Consider the following 24,131-nt stretch of genomic DNA (forward strand, 5'->3'; position numbering starts at 1 on the left):
CGCGCAGCGGCCGGGCCGGCTGGCTTTCAGCTTGGCTGCTCTAGAATGTCGACGATGAGCCACCTTCTCTCCAAGCACCAGGCCGCGGTGCTGACGCTGGTGATGCCGCTGGCGCTGATCGCGGCCGCAGCCCGGGCCCAGGCGCCGGCCACCGCCGCCACCGACAACAGCGCGGTGCGCGCCGAATTCGTGCAGCAGATCGAGGCGCTCGAGGCGATGCCGTCGCCAGCCCTGGCGGGCAGCATCGGCGAAGCCTCGGCGGCGCTGCGCGGCTATGTGCTGTATCCCTATCTCGAAGCGCAGCGCCTGCGTACGCCGCTGCGCTTCGGCGTCGCCGCCGATGATGCGGCGGTCGCGGCGCTATTGCAGCGCGACGGCGATGCGCCGTGGACCCGCGAGCTGCGCCACGACTGGCTCGTGGACCTGGCCAAGCGCCGCAACTGGCAGCCGTTCCTGGCGAACTATCTGGACAACCGCGCCGATGCGCGGCTGCGCTGCGAGCGGCTCAACGCGCTGATCGCCGCGCAGCCGCCGGAGCCGGGCACGCCCAGCCCTGCCGCGGCCGATCCGCTGCGCGGCGCGGTGCTCGATCTGTGGACCACCGGCGCGCAGCTGCCCGACGCCTGCGTCGCGCCTTTCGAATGGGCCAGGGCGCGCGGCTGGTTCACGCCTGAGCTGACCGAGAAGCGCGCGCGCCTGGCACTGCAGGCCGGCAACGCCGATCTCGCCGACTTCCTGCTGCGTTCGCTGCCGCCGGAGTCGCTGCCGGCGCTGCGCAGCTGGACGCGGCTGCTGCGCACCCCGGATCGCGAACTCGATGCGATCGCCGCCGCTGGCCCGGAACTGATGCGCGCACAGGAGCCGGAGGCCATCGCCGCCGCGTTTTCCAAGCTCGGCCGCAGCAACCCGCTGAACACGCCGCCACGGCTGGACAACTTCATCCGCGCCTGTGGCACGCCCTGCGCGCTGGCCACGCCGGCAACGCCGGCCGAGCTGCGTCGCGAAGTCGCCCTGGGTTCGGCGTGGAGCCGGCTGCCGCAGACGGTGAGCGCGTTTCGCGCGGTCGACGACGCCGCGCTGGACGAACGCAGCCACGAGTGGCGCATCCGCGCGGCGCTGTGGGCCGGCGACTGGAAACAGGCCAATGCCTGGCTCGCGGCGCTGCCGCCGACGCTGGCCGAGCAGCAGCGCTGGCGCTACTGGCGCGCGCGCGGCCTGGAAAAAAACGGCGACAAGGCCAGCGCGCGCGCGCTGTACGAAAAGCTCGCCGGCGAGACCGGCTACTACCCGCTGCTCGCCGCGTATCGCCTGGATCGCGGTTATATGCCGCTACCGGCCGTCAGTGCGAAAGACCCGGCGCTGCAGCAGCAGCTCGCGCAGAAACCGGGCATGACGCGCGTGCGCGAGCTGTGGCTGGCGGGCCGCAACGAATGGTCGAGCCTGGAATGGAGCGAGCAGATCGCCGCACTCGACAACGCGCAGCTGGTGCAGGCCGCGCGGCTGGCGCAGACCTGGGGCGCGCAGGTGCAGACCGTCGCCGCGGCCAGCAAGGCGCAGGTGTTCAACGACCTGGAGCTGCTGTATCCGCGGCCGTTCGAGAATGAAGTCGCGGCCGCATCGCGAGCCAGCGGCGTGCCGTCGAACTGGATTTATGCGGTGATGCGCCAGGAGTCGCTGTACGACCCTCGCGCGCGTTCACGCGCCGACGCGCTCGGCCTGCTGCAGATGCTGATCGGCACAGCGCGCGACACCGCACGCCGCCAGCAGCAGCCGCTACCGAGCGCGGCCGACCTGTTCAATCCCGAGATCAACACGCGCCTCGGCGCGCTGCATCTGCGCGAGCTGCTGGAGCGTTACGACAACGAATTCGTGCTGGTGCTCGGCGCCTACAACGCCGGCCCGAAACCGGTGTCGCGCTGGCAGCCGGCGAAGGATTCGCTGGACGCCGACATCTGGATCGAGAACGTGCCGTACAACGAAACGCGCAGCTACATCCAGCGCGTGATCTGGCACAGCGCCGTATTCGGCTGGCGCGCCGACGGCGCGCCGCAGAAGATCGACAAGCTGATGCACGCGATCACGCCGACCGCCAGCGGCGATCTGCCGTGAAGCGCTATCTGGTCGGCGGCGCGGTGCGCGATGCGCTGCTCGGCCGCGACGTCAGCGAGCGCGACTGGGTGGTCGTCGGCGCGACACCGGAGCAGATGATCGCGGCCGGCTACCGGCCGGTGGGCAAGGATTTCCCGGTTTTCCTCGACCCGAAAACCAAGGAAGAAACCGCGCTCGCGCGCACCGAGCGCAAGTCCGGCCGCGGCTATCACGGCTTCGTCATGGACGCCTCGCCCGAGGTGACGCTGGAAGAGGATCTGCGTCGCCGCGATCTGACCGTCAACGCGATGGCGCAGGACGATGATGGAACGATCATCGATCCTTACGGCGGCCGCAAAGACCTGGCAGCGAAAGTGCTGCGTCACGTCTCCGAATCTTTCGCCGAAGACCCGGTACGCATTCTGCGGCTCGCACGTTTTCACGCGCGCTATGCACCGCGCGGCTTCGTCATCGCCGACGAGACGATGGCCTTGATGCGCACGATGGTCGAGGCCGGCGAAGCCGACGCACTGGTCGCCGAGCGTGTGTGGAAAGAAACCGAGCGCGCGATGCTGGAAGCGGAAAAGCCCAGCGTGTACTTCGAAGATCTGGAAGCCTGCGGCGCGCTCGCCCGCGTGATGCCGGAACTCGCGGCGTTGCGCGGTGTGCCGCAGCGCGCCGACTATCACCCGGAAGTCGACACGCTGACACATACCTTGATGTGCGTCGACGCGGCGGTGCGCCACGGCTTCGCGCTGCCGGTACGCGTGACCGCGCTGCTGCACGATCTGGGCAAGGCCGCGACACCTCGCGCCGAGTGGCCAGGCCATCGCATGCACGAGGAGCGCGGCCTGCCGCTGGTCGCACAATTCTGCGAGCGCCTGCGCGTGCCCAACCAGACACGCGACCTGGCGCTGGCGGTCACGCGTGACCATCTGAACGTGCATCGCGCGCGCGAACTGCGGCCGGCGACTTTGCTCGGTCTGCTCGAGCGCTTCGGCGCGTTCAAAAAGTCCGGCGAATTTTTCGAGCAGGCATTGCAAAGCTGCCTGTGCGACGCACGCGGCCGTCTGGGTCTGGAAAACTGCGACTATCCGGTCGTGGATTTTCTGCGCGAAGCGCGCACCGTCACGCTGAAAGTCCAGGCCGCGGAGGTGATGCGCGACGGCCACAGCGGGCCGGCGGTCAGCGAGCAGATCCTGCTGCGCCGCGAGCAGGCGTTGAAGCTCTGGAAGCAGACGCTTTAGATCTGTAGGAGCGGACCCTGTCCGCGACTGAGGCCTTGACGGCACAGTCGCGGACAGGGTCCGCTCCTACAAGCTGCGCGCGGCGACTACTCCGGCTTGGCCGCTTCCGTGGTCACGTTGCCGTTGCTGGCGGTGACCTTGAGCTCGACACGACGGTTGTATTCGCGGCCTTCGTCGGTGGCGTTGTCCTGCACCGGCTGGCTTTCGCCGAAGCCCATCGTCGTCATGCGGCCGGCGTCGATGCCGCGGCCGACCAGATACTGCTTGACCGATTCCGAGCGGCGCTCGGACAGCTTCTGGTTGTACTCGTCCGAGCCCTTGGAATCGGTGTGGCCGTCGAGCTCGACCATGATGTCGGTGCGCGCGACCAGCGCGTCCGTGACGATGTCGAGCAGCACCTTCGCGTCCGGCGTCAGCGTGGCCTTGTCGAACTCGAAGTTGACGCCGCGCAGCACCACCTTGTCGCCGACGTTGCAGCCTTCCAGCGTGAACGCCTTGCCCGCGGCCGGGCTTTCGCAGGGCGGGGGTGGCGGCGGAGGCGGAGGCGGCGGTTCAACCGGAGGCACCACTTCGGCCGGCGGCTCGGGGGCCGGCGCTGGAGGAGCCGGCGGTTCGCCGAACGAATAACGCAGGCTCAGCAGGGCCGAGTCGCCGCTGTAGCGCAGCTTGACCCGCGTTTCCGGCGAGTCGTCGAGCAGGTTGAGCCTGGCGCGCATCGTTTCGAGATGGCGATAGTCCAGCGACAGCGTCCAGTGCGGGCCCAGATCGACGCCGAGGCCGGCGCCGCCCTGGTAGGCGAACACGACATCCGAAGTGTTCTGAAAGTCCTGGTTGTCGTAGCCAGCGCTGTGCATCTCGACGCGCGCCGCGCCCGCACCCGCCCCAATGTAGGGATGGAATGCGCTGCTCTTGAAGAAGTCGAACCACAGATTGGCCATCGCCGTCTGCGCGTTCTCGTCGCCGTGCACGCCGGTCGCGTCGGAGCCACCCGGCGTCAGCACGCCGGTCAGCACGCCGGTGGGGTCGGTATGAATGCTTTTGAGGTCGTTCTCGCGGTAGGCGATTTCCAGTTCCGGGCGCAGACCGTTTGCGAACGAATAACCGGTGACCAGTCCGCCGATCCAGCCGGTCTTGAACTTGACCTCGCCGACCTTGGTGCCGTCTTCGACCAGCCCGCCGCCGTCGGGGTAATAAATTTTGAACGTCTGCTTGTCGACGAAGTTGGCGCCGCCTTCCGCACCGATGTACCAACCGTCGCCTGCCTGCGCCACAGCCGGCACCATGCCGGCCAGCGCAAGAAACAGACCCCCCTTCGTGAAACGCACAGCTTCGTTCTTTTTGTTTGTCATGCGGCTATCTCCCGGACCGATACCCCGAAGTATACGAAAAGTCCGTACCGCGTCTCGTGCGTTGCCCCCCGCTTACAGCAGCGCCAGCAACAGCAGGCCAAGCGCGATGCGATACCAGGCGAACACATTGAAGTTGTGCGTCGACACGTAGCGCAGCAGCCACTTCACCGAGATGAAGCCGGTGATCGCCGACACCAGGGTCGCGACCGCCAGTTCCGCGCCGTTCTCGGCATGCAGCTCGCCGCTCTTGAACAGGCTCAGCGCCTCGACCGCACTGGCTGCGAACATCGTCGGAATGCCGATCAAAAACGCGAACTCGGCAGCCTTGGTGCGGTTGGTCAGGCCAAACAGCATCGCCGCGAAAATCGCCGCGGCCGAGCGCGAGGTGCCGGGGAATACCCCGGCCAGCACCTGCGCGATACCGACCGCGATTGCCAGTTTCCAGGTCACTTCGTCGCGCGGCGGCTGCTTTTTTGCCCAGACCTCGATGAAGAAAATGATCACGCCGCCGACGATCAGCGCGATCGCGATCGGCGTCACCGTCTCCGGCAGTTTGAAGCCCAGCTTCTTGACCGTAAGGCCGAGCACCGCGGTGACCACGAACGAGCCGGCGAGCTTGAGCACGTAGTCGCGCGGCTCCGGCCGGTTCAGGCCGGTCGCGAGTTCCAGCAGGCGCACGCGGTAGACCAGGGTCACGGCGAGAATCGCGCCGGCCTGGATCACGATGTTGAACAGATCCGAGCGCTCGCCGAGCCAGTGCTCGGCGATCAGCAGATGGCCGGTGCTGGAGATCGGCAGGAATTCGGTCAGGCCTTCGATCAGGCCAAGCAGCAGGGCGTCAAGCATCGGATTGGGCGGTAATTCGATAGGGAAGGTTCGGTCACGCGGCATCCGGCGGCGCATGTCGCTGTATCTTCGGCGACAATCGCAGGGACAAAAACCAGACGGCTCGCATGATAAGGGCAGGCGGATGAAGGTGCTCGCAACTTCGATACCGGAACGGCGCGACAGCGCGCGCGTTGCATTGATCACCGGGGCCGGCCGCCGCATCGGCCTGGCGATCGCACGCGAGCTGCATGCGGCCGGCTGGAATCTGCTGCTGCATTACCGCTCCGGCGACGAAGCCCTTGGCCTGCAGGCCGAGCTCAATGCCGCGCGCGCCGGCTCGACGCAGAGCTTTCAGGGCGACCTCGGCGATGCCGCCTTGCCCGCCGCGCTGGCGGCCGCGGCGATCACGCACTTCGGCCGCCTCGATGCACTGATCAACAACGCCTCGAGTTTTTATCCGACCGCGCTGGACACCTTGAGCCATTCGCAGTTCGACGACCTGATCGCCAGCAATCTGCGCGGCCCGCTGTTTCTGGCGCAGGCCTGCGCACGGCTGATGGGCGAGGGCTCGGCAATCGTCAACCTGCTCGACATACACGCGCGCAAGCCGATGCCGGGCTACGTCGCGTACTGCGCGGCCAAGGCGGCACTGTGGTCGGTGACCGAGGGCCTCGCGGTGGAACTGGCGCCACGCATTCGCGTCAACGGCATCGCGCCGGGCCGGATGATCTGGGGCGGCGGCGACAATCTCGACGAAGCCCAGCGCAGCGCCGAACAGGCGCGCATCCCGATGCAGCGTCTCGGCGGCGGCGACGAAGTCGCGCATGCGGTGCGCTTTCTGCTGTCGGCCGACGCGGCCTATTTGAATGGCGCGATCCTGCCGGTGGATGGCGGTCTCAGACTGGCGTAGCCCGGGTTTTGATCGCGCTGCGATCCCGGGTTTCACCCGGGCTACACGATACGAAACCTCAGCTCGCTGTCGCCCGACGGCCGCGCCTGGTCGTCGTAGCGACGCTCGCGAATCCGCGCGTTGTGGTCGCCGCCGATTTGCAGCCAGGTCGTGCAGCGTGTGCCGTAACCGGGGCGATAGATAAACGGCGGCGCCAGCAGGCGCTCGGCCTCGATGCCGACGCCGGTGTCCGGCAGCTCGGCATCGGCGGCGACGTCGCGCGAGGTCATCGCCGCCAGCAGCGTGTCGGGCTGCGCGGCGCGGTCGTGCATCCAGGCATCGAGTTCGCGATGCGCCCAGCGCACTTTCGGCCAGGGCGTGTCGAGCTGCGCATTGCTCAGTCCGTGCACGCCGGGCTCGACGCGATGCCAGTTCGCGTTCGGCCGATTGCTGGCATAGACCAGCTCGCGGCCGTCCCACAACAACAGGTTGTAGCCGCCGTATTGCGCCGCGTCCGCGCTCAGCGCGGCGGCATGCTCGGCGGCACTGTGCGTGCCGCGCAGAAAATCGGTGGTCAGCGCGCCGCGCGAACGCGCGCGCTTTTGCATGTCGCTGACTTCGCGCACATTGGTCACCGCCGCCATGCGACCACGGCGGCTCAGGCCCAGCCAGGTGCCGTGCTCGCGCAGGTCGCGGCCGGCGGCAATCTCGGGCGCATCTTCCCAGAACGCCAGCGGCGCGGCCGGGCGCTCCTGGAATTCGTCACGGTTGGCGATCAGCACCAGCGGGCGCTGCGGGTCGGTCTGCCAGGCAAAGGCGATCAGGCACATGCGCGACTCTGCGCAGCGGCCGGCGACGCTGTCAAACCTGTGCGGTTCAGCATCAGGGCTTATGCTTTTGACCACCATGGACGACTACGAAAGCAGCCAGCTCGCCGAACTGCGCCGCTGGCAGGAGCAGGCGCCGCCGCCGGTGGCGCGCTGGTTCGGCCGCGCCGCCGGCCCGGCGAGCCAGGCGGTGCAGACGATGATCCCGACCGCGGCCCTGAAGCTCGCGCTCGATGGCGTGCAGTCGACAGCGGGGCGTTTCGCCGGTCACGCCAGCCTGCTGAAGCAGGCCAAGGTATCGCGCGTCGAAGACCTGCGCGACGCCGATCTGAAGCTCTGCGACCAGCTCGCCGCCAAAGTGCGGCGGCGCTCGTCGGTGACCGCCGGCGGTAGCGGCGCGCTGCTCGGCGTCGCGGGCGCGGCCGGCATGGTCGCCGACGTGCCGACGCTGATGGTGCTCGCGTTCCGCACGATTCAACGAGTCGGCCTGTGCTACGGCGAAGTGCTGCACAACGTCGCCGGTCGCCAGCTGGGCCTGGCGATTTTCGCGCTGGCCTCGGCCAATACCGTCGAGGAAAAACGCACCGCGCTGCTGGCACTGACACGCGCCGAACCCGGCACCGGGACGGTCGACGCGGCCTGGCGCGATGGCATCGAGCGCGCCGCCGAACGCGAGCTGGCCAAGGAGGCGGCGATGCTCAGCCTGCAGAACCTGGCGATGCAGGCCGGCAAACATCTGGGCTGGCGCAAGGCCGCCGGCGCGCTGCCGGTGTTCGGCGCGCTGGTCGGCGGCTCGGTCAATGCCTGGTATCTGTGGGATCTGGCGACGGTGTCGCGCTACTGCTTCCAGGAGCGCTGGCTGCGCAACCGCTACCGCGAGCTGCAACTGCAGGCGCCGATGCCGGCGCTGCCGCATGAGCAAGCCGCTTTGCCGGCGCCTTCGCAGGACTGAACCCGCGCTGCGATCCGGTCCCTCGATGCGCGAGCGCGGCTACTCGGTACGAACCGGTTTTCGTTGAGTCACAACATCCGCTCGTCCCGAGTTGCGGGCCGAGAGCCCGCGTATCGGGGGACCGGATCGCGCGTCAACCATCGGGTGGCGGTGCGCCTTCAGCCTGCTGCGCCGCCGCCGGCAGGTTCTGTTGCAGCCAGCCGATCATGTCCGACCAGATGCGCTGCGACTGCGCCGGCGTCGGCATCGTGCCGGCATGTGGCAGCTCCAGCGTGATCACCGGCAGGCCGAGGTCGATGCCGGCGTAATTGCCCATCGAGCCCGGATAGGTGCCCAGCGGATGCAGCCGCAGATAACCGAATCGCTGCGGCGGGTCGGGCGGGCCGTCGTAGTCGAGCACGCCGTAGGGCGCGTGCACCGAGACGATCGCGTCGGGCTTGAACTCGCGGATCTGCTCGACCAGCCAACGCGTCTCCGGCTCGGACAGCGCGGCCTTGCCCGGGTAGCGGCGCGGGTCGGCGTTGGTCTTGCGCTTCCAGTAGTCGAGCGCGCGGCGGCTCCAGTCGGCACTGGGAAAATTGCGGTTCAGATCGACGCCGCCGCGATTGACCCGGCTGGACGGCCTGGCGAACAGGCCATCCGGATTGGCGCTGGGGATCACGCGCCAGTGGAACGGCTGCAGCCGCTCCTGCTCGAGCTTGCGCATCCACTGGAAGACGATGCTGACCGCGGACAGCTCGTCGCCATGGATGCCGCCGATCAGCAGCACGCGGCTCGGCTGCTGCGGACGCTGCGACGGCGGAAAATCGCGATACAGCAGCGGCCTGCCTTCGCGGCTGGCGCCGGCACCGACGAGTAGATGCAGGCGCTTGCAGTCGGCCAGCTGGATGCTCTGCAGCTTGGCCGCGAGCTGCTCGCAGGCCTGGTCGGCGCTGCCCGTCGGCGCCGCGACGGCCTGCGCGGAGCCGGCGAGCAGGCCAGCAAAAAGCCCGGCAATGAGCCGGGCTTCAAGCATCGCTATCGGTCGCCGCAAAAGCCCGCCATCCGCCGGCGCGGACGCCTACTTCTTCTGTTCCTGGCGCACCTTGTCGACCAGGAAGTCGGTGACCTTGATCATGTTCTCGAAGTTGCCGGCCATGGTGGCGTTGGTGGTGTACTTGCCGCCGACGACGATCGCCGGGACGCTGGCGATGCCGTAGGCCTTCATCAGGCCGTCGGCGCGGCGCACGCGGCTGTCGACCGCGAAGCCGGAAAACGTCGCGTCGAACACGTCGGGCATGACGCCGGCCTGCTGGTTGAAGAACAGCCGGATCGCGTCCTGCGTGTACAGCGGCAGGTGCTTCTCGTGTATGCCAGCGAACAGCGGTGCGTGGATCTTGTCGCCGATGCCCAGCGCCTCGGCGGTGTAGAACGCCTTCTGGTGGACCACGCCGGCCGGGCTGCCGAGGCTGTTGGGAATGCGCACGAAGTCGACGTCGCCGGCCTTGGTTTTCTTCCAGGCTTCGATGATCGGATCGAAGTGGTAGCAGTGCTGGCAGCCGTACCAGAAGATCTCCTCGACCTGGACGCGCTTCTTGTCCGGCACCGGTTGCCGGTCGCGCACTTCCTTGTACTGATCGCCTTGCTTGAACTCATCAGCGGCCGCGCAGGTGAAGGCGGCGAGGGTCAGGCAGGCGAACAGGCAACGCAGGAAGACGCGCATGGACGGGTTCCGGTGCAGTGGTCAGCGGGGCGAGGCGGCCTTACTGCAGGCCGTTGACGTAGGACGCCAGCGCCTGGATCTCCTGGTCGGAGAGCTTGGCGGCGACGGCCTGCATCATCGGACCCTGCGCACCGGTGCCGCGTTCACCCGCCTTGTAGGCGGTCAGCGAGGTGGCGACGTATTCATTGTGCTGCGCGCCGATGCGCGGATAGCCGGCCGCCGGGTTGCCGGCGCCCTTGGGGCCGTGGCAGCTGGCGCACGCCGGGATGCCGCGCGTGGCGTCGCCGCCGCGGTACAGCGGCTCGGCGATCGCGACCGCGTCCTTGCTGGCCAGGCCCGGGCGCACTTTCTGCAGGGTCATGTAGGCGGCGATGTCGGCCATGTCGGCGTCTGACAGGTTGGCGGCCTGGGCCGCCATGATCGGGTTCTTGCGCTGACCGGACTTGAAGGCCTTGAGCTGGTGGACGATGTAGCTGGAGCCCTGGCTGGCCAGATTCGGCCAGGCCGGCATCGAGCTGTTGCCGCCCGCGCCGTGGCAGGCGACGCAGGGCGCGGCCTTGGTGGCGCCGGCGGCGGCGTCACCCTGGGTGAACGGATCCTTGGCTGCGGCTTCTTCAGCCTGGACGACGAAGGGCACCATCATAGGTGCGGCGAACATCACCGCCAGAAAAAGGCGTTTCATCGAACAGGGCTCCCGGTGCTGGTGGCTGCTGGCGCGTCGCGGCATCCCCAAGTGGCGGTAGCGGCGCTAACCAGATAATTTGGCGGCGTAATTCTACACTCCGGTTGGTTTATGCAGAATCCCTTTTCCCAGGCGCAGTTTCTTCTGTCCTGCGCCCAGCTCGCCCAGTTGCCTGCCGACGAGCTGCCGGAAGTCGCCTTCGCCGGCCGTTCCAACGCCGGCAAGTCGAGCGCGCTCAATGCGGTATGTGGCCGCCACGGTCTGGCGCGCGTGTCCAAAACCCCGGGCCGCACCCAGCTGATCAACCTGTTCGGCCTGGGCGAGGCCTCGCGCCTGGCCGATCTTCCGGGCTACGGCTACGCCGCGGTGCCCGAGCCGATGCGCAAAAGCTGGGGCCGGCTGGTCGGCGGCTACGTCGAGCAGCGGGTCAATCTGCGCGGCCTGTTCCTGGTGATGGACTGCCGCCACCCGCTGACCGACTACGACAAGCAGATGCTGGCCTGGGCGGTCGGCGCGCGCCGCAACTGCCACATCCTGCTGACCAAGGCCGACAAGCTCGGCTACGGCGCGTCCAAGAACGTGCTGCTGACCACGCGCAAGGGGCTGAAGGACATGGGCAGCTCGGCCAGCGTGCAGTTGTTTTCGTCCAGCAGCCACCAGGGCCTGGACGAGGCACGCGCCAAGCTGACCGCGCTGCTGGCGATCGAGGCCGGCGTGGAACTGCCGAGCTGAGAAAAAGCCGTTTTTTCCGGCGTTTTCGTAGCGGTTGCGGAAAAACCGCTGCCATAAAAGAAAATGCCCCGCGAGCCGGGGGGAGACTCGCGGGGCAACTAGCTCCGGCTTGGGGGAAACCGGACCCGTCGAGGGAGTGACGACGGGGAATGTGAAAAGGGAGAGATCCACATTCACAGGGTTAGAGCGGGCCGCGGCGTGGAAAGTTCACGGCGAATCGCAGATAAATTCGACAAGACCTCGCAAATGCCGCACGGTCTTAGCTAACAGCCTGAATAAAAACGGCTTTCATCCAAGGTTAAAAATCGTTTATCTAGCGTGAGCGGTCGTCTGCGGCCGACGGGCGGTCGGTCGTCCAAGCCATGTCAAGCCGGGCTGGCAGAACTGGCGTGGCCGCTGGCCTGGTGCGCCTGATCCCAGTCGGCGGCGATGCCGTAGTCGGCTACCAGCGGCACCGCCAGCGTCGTCGCGCGGCACATGCGGTCGGCGATCACCGGCGCGAACTCGCGGACCAGCGCCTCGGGGCCCTCGAACACCAGTTCGTCGTGCACCTGCATGATCATCTGGACCGCTGGCGCATTGGCGTCGAGGAATTGCTGCAGGTCGATCATCGTGGTCTTGATCAGGTCCGCCGCCGTGCCCTGCAGCGGCGCATTGATCGCGGTGCGCTCGGCGTACTGGCGCAGGCCCTGGTTGCGCGCATTGATGTTGGGCAGATAAAGCCGGCGGCCGAACAGGGTTTCGACATAACCGCGTGTGTGCGCCGCTTCACGGGTGCCGTCCATGAAGCGCTTGACGCCGGGATAGCGGCCGAAGAAACGCTCGATGTGCTCGGCGGCCTCGTTGCGGCCGATCGCCAGCTGCTTGGCCAGGCCGAACGCCGAGATGCCATAGATCAGACCGAAATTGATCGCCTTGGCGGCGCGGCGCTGCTCGCTGCCGACCTCGTCCAGCGGCAGGCCGAAGACTTCCGCAGCCGTGGCCTGATGCACGTCGAGGCCGTTGCGGAATGCCTCCTGCAGCTTGTCGTCGCCGGAGAAATGCGCCATCAGGCGCAGCTCGATCTGCGAGTAGTCGACCGACAGCAGGATGTTGCCCGGCTCGGCGACGAAGGCCTGGCGGATGCGCCGGCCTTCGGCGGTGCGCACCGGTATGTTCTGCAGGTTCGGATCCTGCGACGACAGACGCCCGGTCGCCGCCACCGCCTGGTGATAGCTGGTGTGGATGCGATGGGTGCGCGGATTCACCGCGGCCGGCAGCTGCTCGGCGTAAGTCGAGCGCAGCTTCTGCATCGCGCGCCAGTCGAGGATCAGCCGCGGCAGCGGATGCTGGGCGGCGAGTTCTTCCAGCGTGTCTTCGGCGGTGGACGGATCGCCTTTCGGCGTCTTCGCCAGCACCGGCAATTTGAACTTGTCGTACAACAGCACCTGCAGCTGTTTCGGCGAGCCCAGGTTGAATTCGCCTTCGGCCACGACGAACGCCTGCTTCTGCAGCTCGTCCATGCGCCCGGCGAGTTCGACGCTGATGCGCTTGAGCAGCGGCACGTCGACGAACACGCCGCGGCGCTCGATGCGCGCCAGCACCGGCACCAGCGGCATTTCGATCTCGCCGAACACGCGCATCAGCGACGGCGCCTCCTGCACGCGCGGGTACAGGACCTGATGCAGGCGCAGCGTGATGTCGGCGTCTTCGGCCGAGTAGGGCGCGGCCTTGTCGATCGATACCTGGTTGAAGGTGATCTGGTTCTTGCCCTTACCGGCGACGTCCTCGAAATGGATCGTGCGATGGTTCAGGTATTTCTCGGCCAGCGTGTCCATGTCGTGGCGATTGCCGGCGGCATCGAGCACATAGCTTTCGAGCATCGTGTCGTAAGCCAGGCCGGCGACATCGATGCCATGGCGTGCGAGCACGTTGATGTCGTACTTGCCGTGCTGGGCGAGCTTGGGCTTGTTCGCATTTTCCAGAAACGGCTTCACGCGCGCGATCACGTCCTGCATCGGCAGCTGATCCGGCGCACCCAGATAATTGTGCGCCAGCGGCACGTACCAGCCGGTGCCGCTGGTCGTGGCGAATGCGAGGCCGACCAGGCCCGCCTGGTTCGCGTCCAGCGCATCGGTTTCGGTGTCGAAGCAGATCAGCTCCGCGGCTTCGAGCACGGCGACGAGCCGATCCAGATCCTCATTCGTCATCACCGTTTCGACATGCGTCGGCGGCGACGGCGTCAGCACGTCGGCGAGTTCGGCACCACCGTTGCTGGTGCCGAAAGCCGCGGCTTCGGGCGCCGCGCTCTGCTTCTGCTCGGCGCTGGCCGGCGTGCCGCCTTCGAGTTCTTCGCGCCAGCGATGGAATTCCATCTTCCGATACAACTCGATCAGCAGCGCGTCGTTGCGCGGCCCCGGCACCAGCTCGTCGACGGTCTGCGGCAGTTCGACGTCGCAGCGAATCGTCGCCAGCTCGTAGGCGAGCGGCAGCACCGGCAGCGCGGCGCGCAGCTTTTCGCCGATCTTGCCTTTGACTTCGTCGGCGCGCTTGATGATCTCGTCGACGCTGCCGTATTCGGCAATCCATTTCGCCGCGGTTTTCGGCCCGCAGCCGTCGACGCCGGGAATGTTGTCGGCGGAATCGCCGACCAGCGCGAGATAGTCGATGATGCGTTCCGGCGGTACGCCGAACTTGTCGATCACGCCGGCTCTGTCGATGCGCACGTTCTTCATCGTGTCGAGCATGTGCACGTGCTCGTCGACCAGCTGCGCCATGTCCTTGTCGCTGGTCACCAGCAGCACGTCGAGGCCCTGCTCGCGGCCCTGACGCGCCAGGGTGCCGATGACGTCGTCGGCTTCGACGCCGTCGACGACCATGCGCGGCAAGCCGAGGCCGTCGATCAGCGCCATTACATCGGGATACTGTGCCGACAGTTCCGGCGGTGTTTCGGTGCGGTTGGCCTTGTACTGATCGTACAGGTCGTCACGAAAGGTTTTGCCTTTGGGATCGAACACCACGCAGATGCGCTGCGGCGCGTATTCGCGCTGCAGCCGCTTCAACATATTGCCCATGCCATAGACCGCGCCGGTGGGTTCGCCGCGCGAGTTGCTCAGCGGCGGCAGCGCGTGGAACGCGCGGAACAGCCAGCTGGATCCGTCGATCAGCACCAGCGGATGCAGCGGCTTGTCCGCAAGCTGATCGACGAGATCTTCAGCCACGACGACGCTCCTCGCGCTGCTCAAGCAGGCGTTCGCCGGCGATCAGATCCTCGAACGTCTCGCGCCTGCGCACGACGGTCGCGCGCGTGCCGTCGACCATGATTTCCGCGGCGCGGCCGCGCGTGTTGTAGTTCGAGCTCATCACGAAGCCGTAGGCGCCGGCAGTACGCACCGCGAGCACGTCGCCGGCGGCGATCGCCAGTTCGCGATCACGGCCGATCCAGTCGCCGGTTTCGCAAACCGGGCCGACGATGTCGTAGTTCGCGGTTTCGGCCATCGCGTTTTGGTTCACCGGCACGATGTCCATCCAGGCCTGGTACAGCGCCGGGCGCAGCAGATCGTTCATCGCCGCATCGACGATCGCGAAGCGCTTTTCTTCTGTGGCTTTCAGCAGCAGCACTGTGGTCAGCAACACGCCGGCGTTGCCGGCGATCGCGCGGCCCGGCTCGGTGTAGACCTTCAACGGCCGTCCCTGGAGCTTCGGCAGAAACGCCGCGGCCCAATCGGCCGGCTCGGTGACTTTCTCGTCGCGATACTTCACACCGAGGCCGCCGCCGACATCGAGATGTTCGAGCGTGATGCCGGCCGCGGCGAGCCTGTCGACCAGCGCCAGCACGCGATCGAGCGCATCGAGATACGGCGACACATCGAGCAGCTGCGAGCCGATATGGCTGGCGATACCGACGATGCGCAGACCCTTGCGCGTGGCCGCGTCGCGATACAGACGCTCGGCGGTGATCAGATCGACGCCGAACTTGTTCTGCTTGAGGCCGGTGGAAATATAGGGGTGCGTTTTCGCATCGACGTCGGGATTCACGCGCAGCGCGATCGACGCGATCTTGCCGCTGCGCTGCGCGAGTTCGTCGAGCAGCAGCAGCTCGGCCTCGGATTCGACGTTGAAGCAGCCGACGCCCTTGTCCAGCGCCAGCTGCAGTTCGGCCTCGGTCTTGCCGACGCCGCTGAACACGACTTTCGCGGCATCACCGCCGGCGCGTAGCACGCGCTGCAGTTCGCCGCCCGAGACGATGTCGAAGCCGCTGCCGAGTTTGGCCAGCACCTGCAGCACGGCGATATTGGAATTGGCTTTGACCGCGAAACAGACCTGGTGCGGCACGCTCGCCAGAGCCGCGTCGAACGCGCGGTAATGGCGCTCCAGGGTCGCGCGCGAATAGACGTAGGTCGGCGTGCCGTATTCGGCCGCGATCTGCGAAAGCGGCAGCTCTTCGGCATACAGCCGGCCTTCGCGATACTCGAAATAATCCACGGATTCTGCGCCTGGGTGATCGTTGATGAGGTGCGTGACGAACTGCTTACGGCTGCGGGCTGGTGCTGTCGTCTTTCTTCGCAGCCGGATCCTGATCTTCGGCCGGTGCGGGCGTCACGGCGGTGGCCGGCTGCGCCGGACGCGTCGCCGTGGTCGGGCGCGGTGCGGGCTTTTTGTCGGGCAGCGTCAGATTGCCGGTCTGGCCACAGCCGGCTAGCAGCACGGCGGCAATGGATATCGACAGCAGTGGAATACGCAACATGGGACGACGCCAGAAAGGAACGTCGCTGCAGTTTAACGCCCAGCCGGCTTGCCTGCGCCCGGTCCGGCTTCGACAATCGCCGTCTGTCCACCAGACCCGCCGAGCATGAACAAGATCGAAAGCGAAGACCGCGTGATTCTCGAGCCCGATGCGCCAGCGACCGCGGCGGTGATCTGGTTGCACGGCCTGGGTGCCGACGGCCACGACTTCGTGCCGCTGATTCCGGCCTTGCGGCTGCGGCGCGAACAGGCCTGGCGCTTCATTTTTCCGCATGCGTCGGTGATGCCGGTCAGCCTCAACGGCGGTTACGCGATGCGCTCCTGGTTCGACATCCTGTCGCTGGATCGCAAGGGTAAGCAGGACGTGGCCGGCATACGCCGCGCGCAGGCGCGGGTCGACGCGCTGATCGACGAGCAGATCGCGGCCGGCATCGCCAGCGAGCGCATCCTGCTGGCGGGTTTTTCGCAGGGCGGCGCCGTGGTGCTGCACGCCGCGCTGCGCTACCCCAAGCCGCTGGCCGGCGTGCTGGCGCTGTCGACCTATCTGCCGATGGAATCGACGATCGACGCCGAGGCCAGCGACGCCAACCGCGGCATCGCGATCCTGATGCAGCACGGCCAGTACGACCCGGTGCTGCCGCTGGAACTCGGCATCTGGAGCCGCGATCGGCTGCTGGCCAGCGGCTATGGCGTCGGCTGGAACGAGTATCCGATGCAGCACGAAGTCAGTGAAGACGAGATCGACGCGATCGCGGCATTCATGCGCGAGCGCCTCGCGTGAAACGCGCGGCCGCGGGCTTTGCGACGCTGCTGATGTTCAGCGGTGTCGCGAGCGCGGCCACTCGTATCGCCATGAGCATCGGGCGCGTCGAGGGCGCGGGCCTGCCGACGCCGCTGCGAGATATCAGCGCGAGCTGTGTGCTGGTGGGCGAGGGCGCAGGTCTGCGCTGTGGCGATGGAATACTGGCTCTGAACGGTAACGCCAGCGGCGCCGTTGCCGGCGCCTTCGAAGCCCATGTGGATTCCAAGGCCGGCTGGACTGTTTCCGCTAGCGTCGATGCACCGCAAATCGACCTGGCCGCGATCTCTGCGTTGCTACAGCCAAAATTCGCCGCGTTGAAGCCGCAGCTCAGTGGCACAGCGAGAGTGCACGCGGAGTTGGCCGGCAGTAGCGACGCTAGCTGGACGGGTTCCTACGTCGCCACGGTATCGGCGATGAACTTCTCGGAAAGCACGAGCCGCTATGCGACCGAGAAGCTCGATCTGCAAAGTCACGGGCGCTTCGCATGGAAGTCTGGCGTCGGCGAACTCGACTTCGATATCGCCTCGGCATCGGGACAGGCTTATGTCGAGCCGGTGTTCGTCGATATAGCGAAAGCGCCTTTGCATGCGAGCCTGCATGCTCAGTTCGATATCTCGGCGAATTCCTTGTTGCCGACCGCGATGCGCGCGATCACGCTGCAGGCGCAACAGCGCGGCGTATTCGATCAATTCGCGCTGCACGGCGCTGTGAGCGGCTCGCCGGCGCAGCCGCTTTTCAGCGGCGACGTGCAGCTGCAGCAGGCGCATCTGGATCAGGCCTTGCCGCTGTATGCAGCACCATTTCTGGCCGGCGGTCGCTGGCAGAATCTGGAAGGCAACGGCCTGATCGACGCGTCCGTGCAGGTGCTTGCGAATCGGCCGAGCGCGCTGACGATCGAGCTCAAGGACATCGGCGTCAAAGCCGGCACGCCTTCGTTGCAGGCCGATGGCTTGAGCGGCGCCTTGCACTGGAGCGCGGTGCCGACGAATCGCGTATCGACGCTGTCTTGGCGTGGCCTGCAGTACGGCGATCTGCCGATCGCCGCAGCCTCGGTCAGCGCGATTGCGCAGGCGCATGATTTCGAAGTGCTGCAGTCGCCGCGCCTGCCGATACTGGGCGGCGCTCTGGTCGTCGATACGCTGCAGCTGCGCAATATCGGCCGCGATGATCTGTTCGCGCGCTTCGCCGCGACGATCGAACCCATCGATCTCGCCGCGCTGTGCAAGGCGCTGAGCTGGCCGCAGTTCGGCGGTGAAATTTCCGGGCGCATTCCCGGTGTCGCGATACGCGACAAGGAACTCATTTTTGAAGGGCGGCTGTCGGTGACAGCGTTCGACGGCGACATCAGCATCGAAGACTTGCGCGTGCAGGAAGTGTTTGGCCGCCTGCCTCGACTGCTGGCGAATCTGCGTTTGCGCAACCTGGATCTCAAGGCGGTGACGCAGGCGTTTTCTTTCGGTCGTATCGAAGGGCGCTTGTCAGGCGATGTCGAGCAGTTGCGTCTGCTGAGCTGGCGGCCGGTCGCATTCGATGCGCGGCTGTACACGCCGCCGGACGATCATTCCCGGCATCGCATTTCCCAGCGCGCGATCGACAATCTGTCGTCGCTCGGCGGCGGCCCGACCGGTGTGCTGCAACGCGGCGTGCTGCGGTTTTTCGAGGACTTTGCCTACGATCGCGTCGGCGTCAGCTGCAAGCTCGACAACGGCGTGTGCGCGATGGATGGCATCGAGGCAGCAAAAAACGGCGGCTACGTGCTGGTCAAAGGCCGGCTGCTGCCGCGCATCGACGTGATCGGCTACGAGCGGCGCGTCGACTGGGAGCGCTTCGTCGCACAGCTGCTGTCGATACGCGGCGCACAAGGCGTCGAGGTGCGTTGAGGCTTTGCCTCGGCGGCATTCAGTGGCAGTCACGCGCATGCCTATACTCTGGGTACTCCTCGTCACCCGGGATTGCCATGAGCCGCCTGCCGAAAACTGCCGTGTCCGTGTCCCTGTTCGCCGCCGCGGCGATGCTCGCGCTGCTCAGTGCCTGCGTGACGATCAACGTTTATTTCCCGGCTGCCGCAGCCGAGAAAGCCGCGGACAAGATCATCGACGACGTCTGGCGCGGTAGCGCGCCTACGGCACCGGCCGTCGCGCCGGAAAAGAGCGGCGCGATCGAGACGCGAGCGAGGTCGGCACTGGCCGCCGTCGGCAACTTCCTGCTGCCATCCGCGAGCGCCGCCGAGCCGAACATCGACGTCACGTCGCCGGAAGTGAAACGGCTCAGCGGTTCCATGGAAGCGCGCTTTCCGTTGCTGGAGCCGCTGCTCAACAGCGGCGCCGTCGGGCTCACCTCCGATGGCTATGTGGCGATGCGCGACGGCGCTAACGTGCCGCTGGCCGAGCGCAATGGCGTGCGCACGCTGGTCGCCAACGAGAACGCGGATCGCGCTGCGCTGTATCGCGAAATCGCGCTGGCCAACGGCCAGGGCCAATGGGAGGCGCAGATCCGCAGCGTATTTGCCGCGCGCTGGATCGCGCGTGCCAAGGCCGGCTGGTACTACCAGGACGCCGGCGGCGCCTGGATCAGGAAGTAGCCCGACCTGTTCCGAAATATCGCCATTTATTAATGATGGCGATATTTCATCACGATCAGACGTCGAGGTTGCCGGCCAGCAGCGCGTGCTTTTCGATGAACTCGCGCCGCGGCTCGACCTGCTCGCCCATCAGCGTCGTGAAGATCTGGTCCGCGCCGATCGCGTCCTCGACCCGCACCTGCACCAGGCGGCGCTGGGTCGGATCGAGCGTGGTTTCCCAGAGCTGGCCCGGATTCATTTCGCCCAGGCCCTTGTAGCGCTGCACGCCGAGGCCGCGACGCGCCTCCGAAAGCAGCCAGGCGTAGGCCGCATCGAAGTCGTGGACCACGGCCGAGCGCTCGCCGCGGCTGACGGTGGCGCCGACCAGCGAATCCGCGAGCAGCGCGGCGCGGGTGCCCGAGATGCGCTGGTAGTCGGCGCTGTCGAAGAAATCCGTACCCAAGGTGTAGCTGTACTCCAGGCCATGCAGACGGCGCTGGACCAGCACCGAGCGACCGTCTTCGCCGATACGGGCGACCACGCGATGCGTGCCCTTGGTGGCATCGACATTCAACGCGGACTGGTAGCGCTCCGCCCAGGTTTCCAGCTCGGCGGCATCCAGCGGTGCCGGCGACTGGTTCCACAAGGTCTGCAGCAGGTGCGCGTCGTAGCGGCGTGACAGGCGCTCGATGGTCATCTCGACGTCGTTGTATTCGCGCATCAGCCGAGTCAGCCGTTCTTCCGGCCAGGCGCTGCCGTCGGCGAGCTGCAGCCCGGCGCCGTTGAGCGCCATCGACTGCAGCCAGGCCGCCATCGCGGTGTCGTCCTTGACGTAGGTTTCGTGCTTGCCGCTCTTGACCTTGTACAGCGGCGGCTGCGCGATATACACGTAGCCGCGCTCGATCAGCATGTACATGTGGCGGTAGAAGAAGGTCAGCAGCAAGGTGCGGATATGGGCGCCGTCGACGTCGGCGTCGGTCATGATGATGATGCGGTGATAACGCAGCTTCTCCGGCTTCATCTCGTCTTTGCCGATGCCGCAGCCCAGCGCGATGATCAGGGTGCCTACTTCGGCTGACGACAGCATCTTCTCGATACGCGCTTTTTCGACGTTCAGGATCTTGCCCTTCAGCGGCAGGATCGCCTGGAAATGCCGGTCGCGGCCCTGTTTGGCCGAGCCGCCGGCGGAGTCACCCTCGACCAGAAAGATTTCCGACTTGGCCGGATCTTTTTCCTGGCAATCCGCGAGCTTGCCGGGCAACCCGGCGATATCCAGCACCGACTTGCGACGGTTCAGTTCCTTGGCCTTTCGTGCCGCTTCGCGGGCACCGGCGGCCTCGACGACTTTCTCGGCGATCGCCTTGGCGGCCTTCGGCTGCTCGAGCAGGAAGTCCTTGAGCTTGTCGCCGACGACGGTCGACACCACCGGCGTGACTTCGGACGACACCAGCTTTTCCTTGGTCTGCGACGAAAATTTCGGGTCGCGAATCTTGACCGACAGCACCGCGGTGAGCCCTTCGCGGGTGTCGTCGCCGGTCATCTGAATCTTTTCTTTCTTGGTCAGACCGGTGCTTTCCAGGTGCTCGCCCAGCGTGCGGGTCAGCGCGTTGCGGAACCCGGTCAGATGCGAGCCACCATCGCGCTGCGGGATGTTGTTGGTGAAGCAGAACACGTTCTCGGTGTACGAGTCGTTCCACTGCAGCGCCGCTTCGACGATGACGTCGTCCATCTCGGTGACCATGTAGATCACCTGGTCGTGGATCGGCGACTTGCTCTTGTTCAGATATTCGACGAAGGCGCCGATGCCGCCCTTGTATTCGAAGACGTCTTCACGTGCCGTGGTTTCTTCGCGCAGCACGATGCGCACGCCGGAATTGAGGAAAGACAACTCGCGCAGGCGTCGAGCCAGGATTTCGTAATGGAACTCCAGCTTAGTGAAGATCTTGGCGCTGGGATAGAAACGCACCGCGGTGCCACGCTTCTCGGTAGTCCCGGTCTCGGCGAGCGGCGCCTGGGGCTCGCCCATGCTGTATTCCTGCTGGTAGTGCTTGCCCTGCCGATAGATGTCGAGCAACAGCTTTTCGGACAGCGCGTTCACCACCGACACGCCGACGCCATGCAGACCGCCTGAGACCTTGTAGCCGCTGCCGCCGAACTTACCGCCGGCATGCAGGATGGTCATGATGACTTCGGCCGCGGAACGGCCTTCTTCCGGCATGATTTCGGTCGGAATGCCGCGGCCGTTGTCGGTCACCGCGACGCTGCCGTCGCCATGTAGCGTCACCGAAACCTCAGTGCAGTAGCCGGCCAGTGCCTCGTCGATCGCGTTGTCGACGACCTCGAACACCATGTGATGCAGGCCGGTGCCGTCGTCGGTATCGCCGATATACATGCCCGGACGCTGGCGGACCGCTTCCAGGCCTTTCAGCACGCGGATACTGGTGGCGTCGTAAACCTGCTCGTTTTCTGGTGTCGTCATTGCGGCTTCTACTCGTGTTCAACTTTGGTAAGGCGCCCGTGTTCCACGTGGAACATCGCCGCCGACAGCTTCTCAAGCGCTGCCGGCATCTCGAACGCCGTAATGAAAATCTGCCCCGGATATTTCATCAACGCCAGGGCGAAACGCTGCTGGTACTCGGCGGACAATTCCGCGCCAAAGTCATCGATCAGGATCACCGGTGGCGGCTTGCCGGCGGCGATCAGAATTGCACATTGTGCCAGCACCAAGGCCGCCACGAGCAGCTTTTGCTGCCCCCGCGACACGCGACCCTTGGCCTTCTGCCCAGCGAGCCACAGCTTCAGCTCGGCGCGGTGCGGACCCTGGGTCGTCGAACCCAGGCGTCGGTGCTGCGGCAGTTGATCCTCGAGCACCTTCCGGTACGCGACATCGACCGCCCACCCCCGGAGATACTCGACCCGTGTGTCGGATATGCCGAGCAGAGCCTCGACCCACTCGCCGAGGTGCTCCGCCAGGGCCTCCGCATGCCCGCCTCGCAGTTCGCTGACCTGCTCCGCCGAGCTGCTGAGTTCTTCGTCCCAGGCGGTGATTGCCGCGTTGTTCAAGCCCTGCCTCAGCGCCTGATTGCGCTGGCGCAGGCAGCGCTGATAACGCTGCCAAGCGCCATAAAAGCCTGGTTCCACGTGGAACACTCCCCAGTCCAGGTAGCTCCGGCGATAGCCCGGACCTTCCTCTACCAGCCGATGCCCCACGGGATCGATCAGCTGCAGCGGAAGAGCTCGCGGCAGCGCCGATGACCTGGCCTTTTCGCCGTTGAACCGTTGCTCCTGCTCGACACCATTCCAGCCGACTCCAAGCCTATCCAGATGCCGCTCGTTCTCCACTTCCGCAAACAGGTTCCAGGCCTGAGCCTGAGGCCCCAACAACTCGCTGGCCTCGCTGGTCCTGAAACTTTTGGCCCGACCCAGCAGATACAGGCCTTCGAGTAACGTGGTCTTGCCGGCCGCGTTCGGCCCCAGGATCAGATTCAGCCGTGGATCGGCCAGCAACTCGAAGCTTTGGTACAGGCGCAGATTTTCAGCCCGCGCCCTGACGATATGCATCCCGGGACGACTAGAGCCGCATCGGCATGATCACGTACTTGCTCGACGCGTCGCCGGCCTCGTGCAGCAGGCCACTGGACTCGGCGTTCTTCAGGTCGAGGCTAATTTCCATCGCAGTCATCACCCCAAGCGCGTCGAGCAGATAGTTCACGTTGAAGCCGATCTCCATCGCCGAGCCGGCGTAGGTGACTTCGATCTCTTCCTCGGCCTCTTCGTGCTCCGGATTGTGCGTTTGCAGCTTCAGCACGCCGGGCTCCAGCAACAGACGAACGCCGCGGAACTTCTCGTTGGACAGAATGGCCGTCCGCGCCAGCGCGCGGCGCAGCGTTTCGCGGTCGGCGATCACGCGCTTGTCGCCATTGTCCGGAATCACCCGCTCGTAGTCCGGGAACCGGCCGTCGATGGTCTTGGTGGTCAGCTTGACGCTGTCGATATCGATCGTCGCCTGGCCCGGCGCGATGACCAACACGACTTCCTCGTCGGTGTTGTCCAGAAGCCGGCTCAGTTCGATGATGGACTTGCGCGGCAAAATGGCCTGCACCGACTCGCTCACGCCGGTGTCGCGAGTCAGCTCGCTGAACGCCAGACGGTGGCCGTCGGTGGCGACCGCGCGCAGGCGCTTCGGCGATACATCGATCAGCAGGCCGTTGAGGTAGTAGCGCACGTCCTGCTGCGCCATCGCGAACTGAGTGCGTTCCAGCAGCAACTTGAGTTCGGCTCGCTTCAGCGTCACCGACACGCCGCCAGCGGCCTGACCCATCGACGGGAACTCATCGGCCTTCAGCGACGACAGGCTGAAGCGGCTTTTGCCCGAGCGCACGGTGACCTTGTCGCCGGCAGCTTCCAGCGTCACGTCGGCGCCTTCCGGCAGGCCGCGGCAAATGTCGAACAGCTTGCGTGCCGGCACCGTGGTGCGGCCCGGGGCCAGGTTCTGCACGCGCGCGCGGCCGATCAGCTCCATCTCCAGATCGGTACCGATCACGGTCAGCACGTCCTCGGACACATCCAGCAGGAAATTGCCCAGCACCGGAAGCGTCTGGCGACGTTCGACGACGCCGATGACCGACTGCAGAGCGCCCAGCAATTCGTTTCGACCGACTTGGATCTTCATGTCATCACCTTTCTCGGTGTTCTTTTAAAGATAAATAGCATTAGTAAGGCACGTCCGAAGCATGGGATAACTTCGG

20 protein-coding genes are annotated in these 24,131 nt (G+C 66.1%); 8 read left to right on the forward strand and 12 right to left on the reverse strand.

All coding sequences use genetic code 11. The features are described 5' to 3' along the window. Positions 1 to 54: 54 nt before the first annotated feature. Together ACQZF9_RS21130 and ACQZF9_RS21135 are read left to right on the forward strand one after the other, a co-directional pair. Complete coding sequence (locus ACQZF9_RS21130; protein WP_428310936.1) at positions 55 to 2,109, forward strand: transglycosylase SLT domain-containing protein; 2,055 nt, start codon at positions 55 to 57, stop codon at positions 2,107 to 2,109. Beyond that, entirely contained in the window at positions 2,106 to 3,335 is a 1,230-nt protein-coding gene (locus tag ACQZF9_RS21135; protein ID WP_428310937.1) for a multifunctional CCA addition/repair protein, read from the forward strand. Before ACQZF9_RS21130 ends, ACQZF9_RS21135 begins: the two co-directional genes overlap by 4 nt. An 86-nt stretch (positions 3,336 to 3,421) precedes the next feature. Here the strand turns inward: ACQZF9_RS21135 and ACQZF9_RS21140 are convergent, their stop codons facing one another. Beyond that, entirely contained in the window at positions 3,422 to 4,684 is a 1,263-nt protein-coding gene (locus ACQZF9_RS21140) for an acyloxyacyl hydrolase (RefSeq protein ID WP_428310938.1), read from the reverse strand. A 72-nt stretch (positions 4,685 to 4,756) separates the two neighbouring features. Then, positions 4,757 to 5,530, reverse strand: a complete 774-nt coding sequence (locus ACQZF9_RS21145) for an undecaprenyl-diphosphate phosphatase (protein WP_428310939.1) — start codon at positions 5,528 to 5,530, stop codon at positions 4,757 to 4,759. Between the two features lie 124 nt (positions 5,531 to 5,654). Between ACQZF9_RS21145 and ACQZF9_RS21150 the strand changes: the two genes are divergently transcribed. Further along, positions 5,655 to 6,422 (forward strand): SDR family oxidoreductase, encoded by a 768-nt coding sequence (locus ACQZF9_RS21150; RefSeq protein WP_428310940.1) that lies wholly within the window; start codon positions 5,655 to 5,657, stop codon positions 6,420 to 6,422. A gap of 41 nt (positions 6,423 to 6,463) precedes the next feature. Here ACQZF9_RS21150 and ACQZF9_RS21155 read toward each other — a convergent pair whose 3' ends face one another. Continuing rightward, positions 6,464 to 7,231, reverse strand: coding sequence for an NRDE family protein (locus tag ACQZF9_RS21155; protein ID WP_428310941.1), 768 nt, complete (start codon positions 7,229 to 7,231; stop codon positions 6,464 to 6,466). Positions 7,232 to 7,292: 61 nt separating this feature from the next. Between ACQZF9_RS21155 and ACQZF9_RS21160 the strand changes: the two genes are divergently transcribed. Further along, positions 7,293 to 8,180, forward strand: coding sequence for an EcsC family protein (locus tag ACQZF9_RS21160; RefSeq protein WP_428310942.1), 888 nt, complete (start codon positions 7,293 to 7,295; stop codon positions 8,178 to 8,180). A 133-nt stretch (positions 8,181 to 8,313) separates the two neighbouring features. Here the strand turns inward: ACQZF9_RS21160 and ACQZF9_RS21165 are convergent, their stop codons facing one another. From ACQZF9_RS21165 to ACQZF9_RS21175, 3 genes are read right to left on the reverse strand one after another with little or no spacing between them, the layout of a single operon-like run. Then, a complete protein-coding gene (locus ACQZF9_RS21165) occupies positions 8,314 to 9,195 on the reverse strand; it encodes a M14 family murein peptide amidase A (protein ID WP_428310943.1) in 882 nt (293 codons plus the stop codon). Positions 9,196 to 9,240: 45 nt separating this feature from the next. Continuing rightward, entirely contained in the window at positions 9,241 to 9,882 is a 642-nt protein-coding gene (locus tag ACQZF9_RS21170; RefSeq protein WP_428310944.1) for a thiol:disulfide interchange protein DsbA/DsbL, read from the reverse strand. Positions 9,883 to 9,922: 40 nt separating this feature from the next. Continuing rightward, positions 9,923 to 10,564: a c-type cytochrome gene (locus ACQZF9_RS21175; protein ID WP_428310945.1), complete on the reverse strand. Its 642-nt coding sequence runs from the start codon at positions 10,562 to 10,564 to the stop codon at positions 9,923 to 9,925. A gap of 111 nt (positions 10,565 to 10,675) precedes the next feature. Between ACQZF9_RS21175 and yihA the strand changes: the two genes are divergently transcribed. Beyond that, complete coding sequence (yihA, locus tag ACQZF9_RS21180; RefSeq protein WP_428310946.1) at positions 10,676 to 11,296, forward strand: ribosome biogenesis GTP-binding protein YihA/YsxC; 621 nt, start codon at positions 10,676 to 10,678, stop codon at positions 11,294 to 11,296. Between the two features lie 365 nt (positions 11,297 to 11,661). Here yihA and polA read toward each other — a convergent pair whose 3' ends face one another. Genes polA through lptM form a run of 3 tightly spaced genes read right to left on the reverse strand, consistent with a single transcriptional unit; the run spans position 11,662 to position 16,022 of the window. Further along, the gene (gene polA / locus ACQZF9_RS21185) at positions 11,662 to 14,496 is read right to left on the reverse strand and encodes a DNA polymerase I (protein ID WP_428310947.1); all 2,835 of its coding nucleotides are present in this window, start codon (positions 14,494 to 14,496) and stop codon (positions 11,662 to 11,664) included. Next, positions 14,489 to 15,760: a diaminopimelate decarboxylase gene (gene lysA, locus ACQZF9_RS21190; protein ID WP_428310948.1), complete on the reverse strand. Its 1,272-nt coding sequence runs from the start codon at positions 15,758 to 15,760 to the stop codon at positions 14,489 to 14,491. The genes polA and lysA overlap by 8 nt, the downstream gene beginning before the upstream one ends. A gap of 46 nt (positions 15,761 to 15,806) precedes the next feature. Then, on the reverse strand, positions 15,807 to 16,022 hold the full coding sequence (lptM, locus tag ACQZF9_RS21195) for an LPS translocon maturation chaperone LptM (protein WP_428310949.1): 216 nt from the start codon (positions 16,020 to 16,022) through the stop codon (positions 15,807 to 15,809). A gap of 105 nt (positions 16,023 to 16,127) precedes the next feature. On the opposite strand from lptM, the gene ACQZF9_RS21200 reads away from it, so the two are divergent. The 3 genes from ACQZF9_RS21200 (at position 16,128) to ACQZF9_RS21210 (ending at position 19,404) form a co-directional block, all read left to right on the forward strand. After that, complete coding sequence (locus tag ACQZF9_RS21200; RefSeq protein ID WP_428310950.1) at positions 16,128 to 16,802, forward strand: alpha/beta hydrolase; 675 nt, start codon at positions 16,128 to 16,130, stop codon at positions 16,800 to 16,802. Next, entirely contained in the window at positions 16,799 to 18,703 is a 1,905-nt protein-coding gene (locus ACQZF9_RS21205) for a hypothetical protein (protein WP_428310951.1), read from the forward strand. Before ACQZF9_RS21200 ends, ACQZF9_RS21205 begins: the two co-directional genes overlap by 4 nt. A 101-nt stretch (positions 18,704 to 18,804) precedes the next feature. Beyond that, positions 18,805 to 19,404, forward strand: a complete 600-nt coding sequence (locus tag ACQZF9_RS21210; RefSeq protein WP_428310952.1) for a YdbL family protein — start codon at positions 18,805 to 18,807, stop codon at positions 19,402 to 19,404. Positions 19,405 to 19,459: 55 nt separating this feature from the next. On the opposite strand, the gene gyrB is transcribed toward ACQZF9_RS21210, so the two are convergent. The 3 genes from gyrB to dnaN are packed head-to-tail and all read right to left on the reverse strand — an operon-like array spanning position 19,460 to position 24,055. Then, entirely contained in the window at positions 19,460 to 21,862 is a 2,403-nt protein-coding gene (gene gyrB, locus ACQZF9_RS21215; protein WP_428310953.1) for a DNA topoisomerase (ATP-hydrolyzing) subunit B, read from the reverse strand. An 8-nt stretch (positions 21,863 to 21,870) separates the two neighbouring features. Further along, positions 21,871 to 22,944: a DNA replication/repair protein RecF gene (recF, locus tag ACQZF9_RS21220; protein ID WP_428310954.1), complete on the reverse strand. Its 1,074-nt coding sequence runs from the start codon at positions 22,942 to 22,944 to the stop codon at positions 21,871 to 21,873. Between the two features lie 10 nt (positions 22,945 to 22,954). Next, complete coding sequence (gene dnaN, locus ACQZF9_RS21225; RefSeq protein ID WP_428310955.1) at positions 22,955 to 24,055, reverse strand: DNA polymerase III subunit beta; 1,101 nt, start codon at positions 24,053 to 24,055, stop codon at positions 22,955 to 22,957. Positions 24,056 to 24,131: the final 76 nt, after the last annotated feature.

The sequence above is a fragment of the Hydrocarboniphaga sp. genome, assembly GCF_965279055.1.
In the GTDB taxonomy this organism is placed as follows: domain Bacteria; phylum Pseudomonadota; class Gammaproteobacteria; order Nevskiales; family Nevskiaceae; genus Hydrocarboniphaga.

Bases quoted from the DNA above. Each gene is read 5' to 3' on its own strand.
- ACQZF9_RS21130 (WP_428310936.1), top strand. From the start codon at position 55: ATGAGCCACCTTCTCTCCAAGCACCAGGCCGCGGTGCTGACGCTGGTG.
- ACQZF9_RS21140 (WP_428310938.1), bottom strand. From the start codon at position 4,684: ATGACAAACAAAAAGAACGAAGCTGTGCGTTTCACGAAGGGGGGTCTG.
- ACQZF9_RS21145 (WP_428310939.1), bottom strand. From the start codon at position 5,530: ATGCTTGACGCCCTGCTGCTTGGCCTGATCGAAGGCCTGACCGAATTC.
- ACQZF9_RS21150 (WP_428310940.1), top strand. From the start codon at position 5,655: ATGAAGGTGCTCGCAACTTCGATACCGGAACGGCGCGACAGCGCGCGC.
- ACQZF9_RS21155 (WP_428310941.1), bottom strand. From the start codon at position 7,231: ATGTGCCTGATCGCCTTTGCCTGGCAGACCGACCCGCAGCGCCCGCTG.
- ACQZF9_RS21160 (WP_428310942.1), top strand. From the start codon at position 7,293: ATGCTTTTGACCACCATGGACGACTACGAAAGCAGCCAGCTCGCCGAA.
- ACQZF9_RS21165 (WP_428310943.1), bottom strand. From the start codon at position 9,195: ATGCTTGAAGCCCGGCTCATTGCCGGGCTTTTTGCTGGCCTGCTCGCC.
- ACQZF9_RS21170 (WP_428310944.1), bottom strand. From the start codon at position 9,882: ATGCGCGTCTTCCTGCGTTGCCTGTTCGCCTGCCTGACCCTCGCCGCC.
- ACQZF9_RS21175 (WP_428310945.1), bottom strand. From the start codon at position 10,564: ATGAAACGCCTTTTTCTGGCGGTGATGTTCGCCGCACCTATGATGGTG.
- yihA (WP_428310946.1), top strand. From the start codon at position 10,676: ATGCAGAATCCCTTTTCCCAGGCGCAGTTTCTTCTGTCCTGCGCCCAG.
- lptM (WP_428310949.1), bottom strand. From the start codon at position 16,022: ATGTTGCGTATTCCACTGCTGTCGATATCCATTGCCGCCGTGCTGCTA.
- ACQZF9_RS21200 (WP_428310950.1), top strand. From the start codon at position 16,128: ATGAACAAGATCGAAAGCGAAGACCGCGTGATTCTCGAGCCCGATGCG.
- gyrB (WP_428310953.1), bottom strand. From the start codon at position 21,862: ATGACGACACCAGAAAACGAGCAGGTTTACGACGCCACCAGTATCCGC.
- recF (WP_428310954.1), bottom strand. From the start codon at position 22,944: ATGCATATCGTCAGGGCGCGGGCTGAAAATCTGCGCCTGTACCAAAGC.
- dnaN (WP_428310955.1), bottom strand. From the start codon at position 24,055: ATGAAGATCCAAGTCGGTCGAAACGAATTGCTGGGCGCTCTGCAGTCG.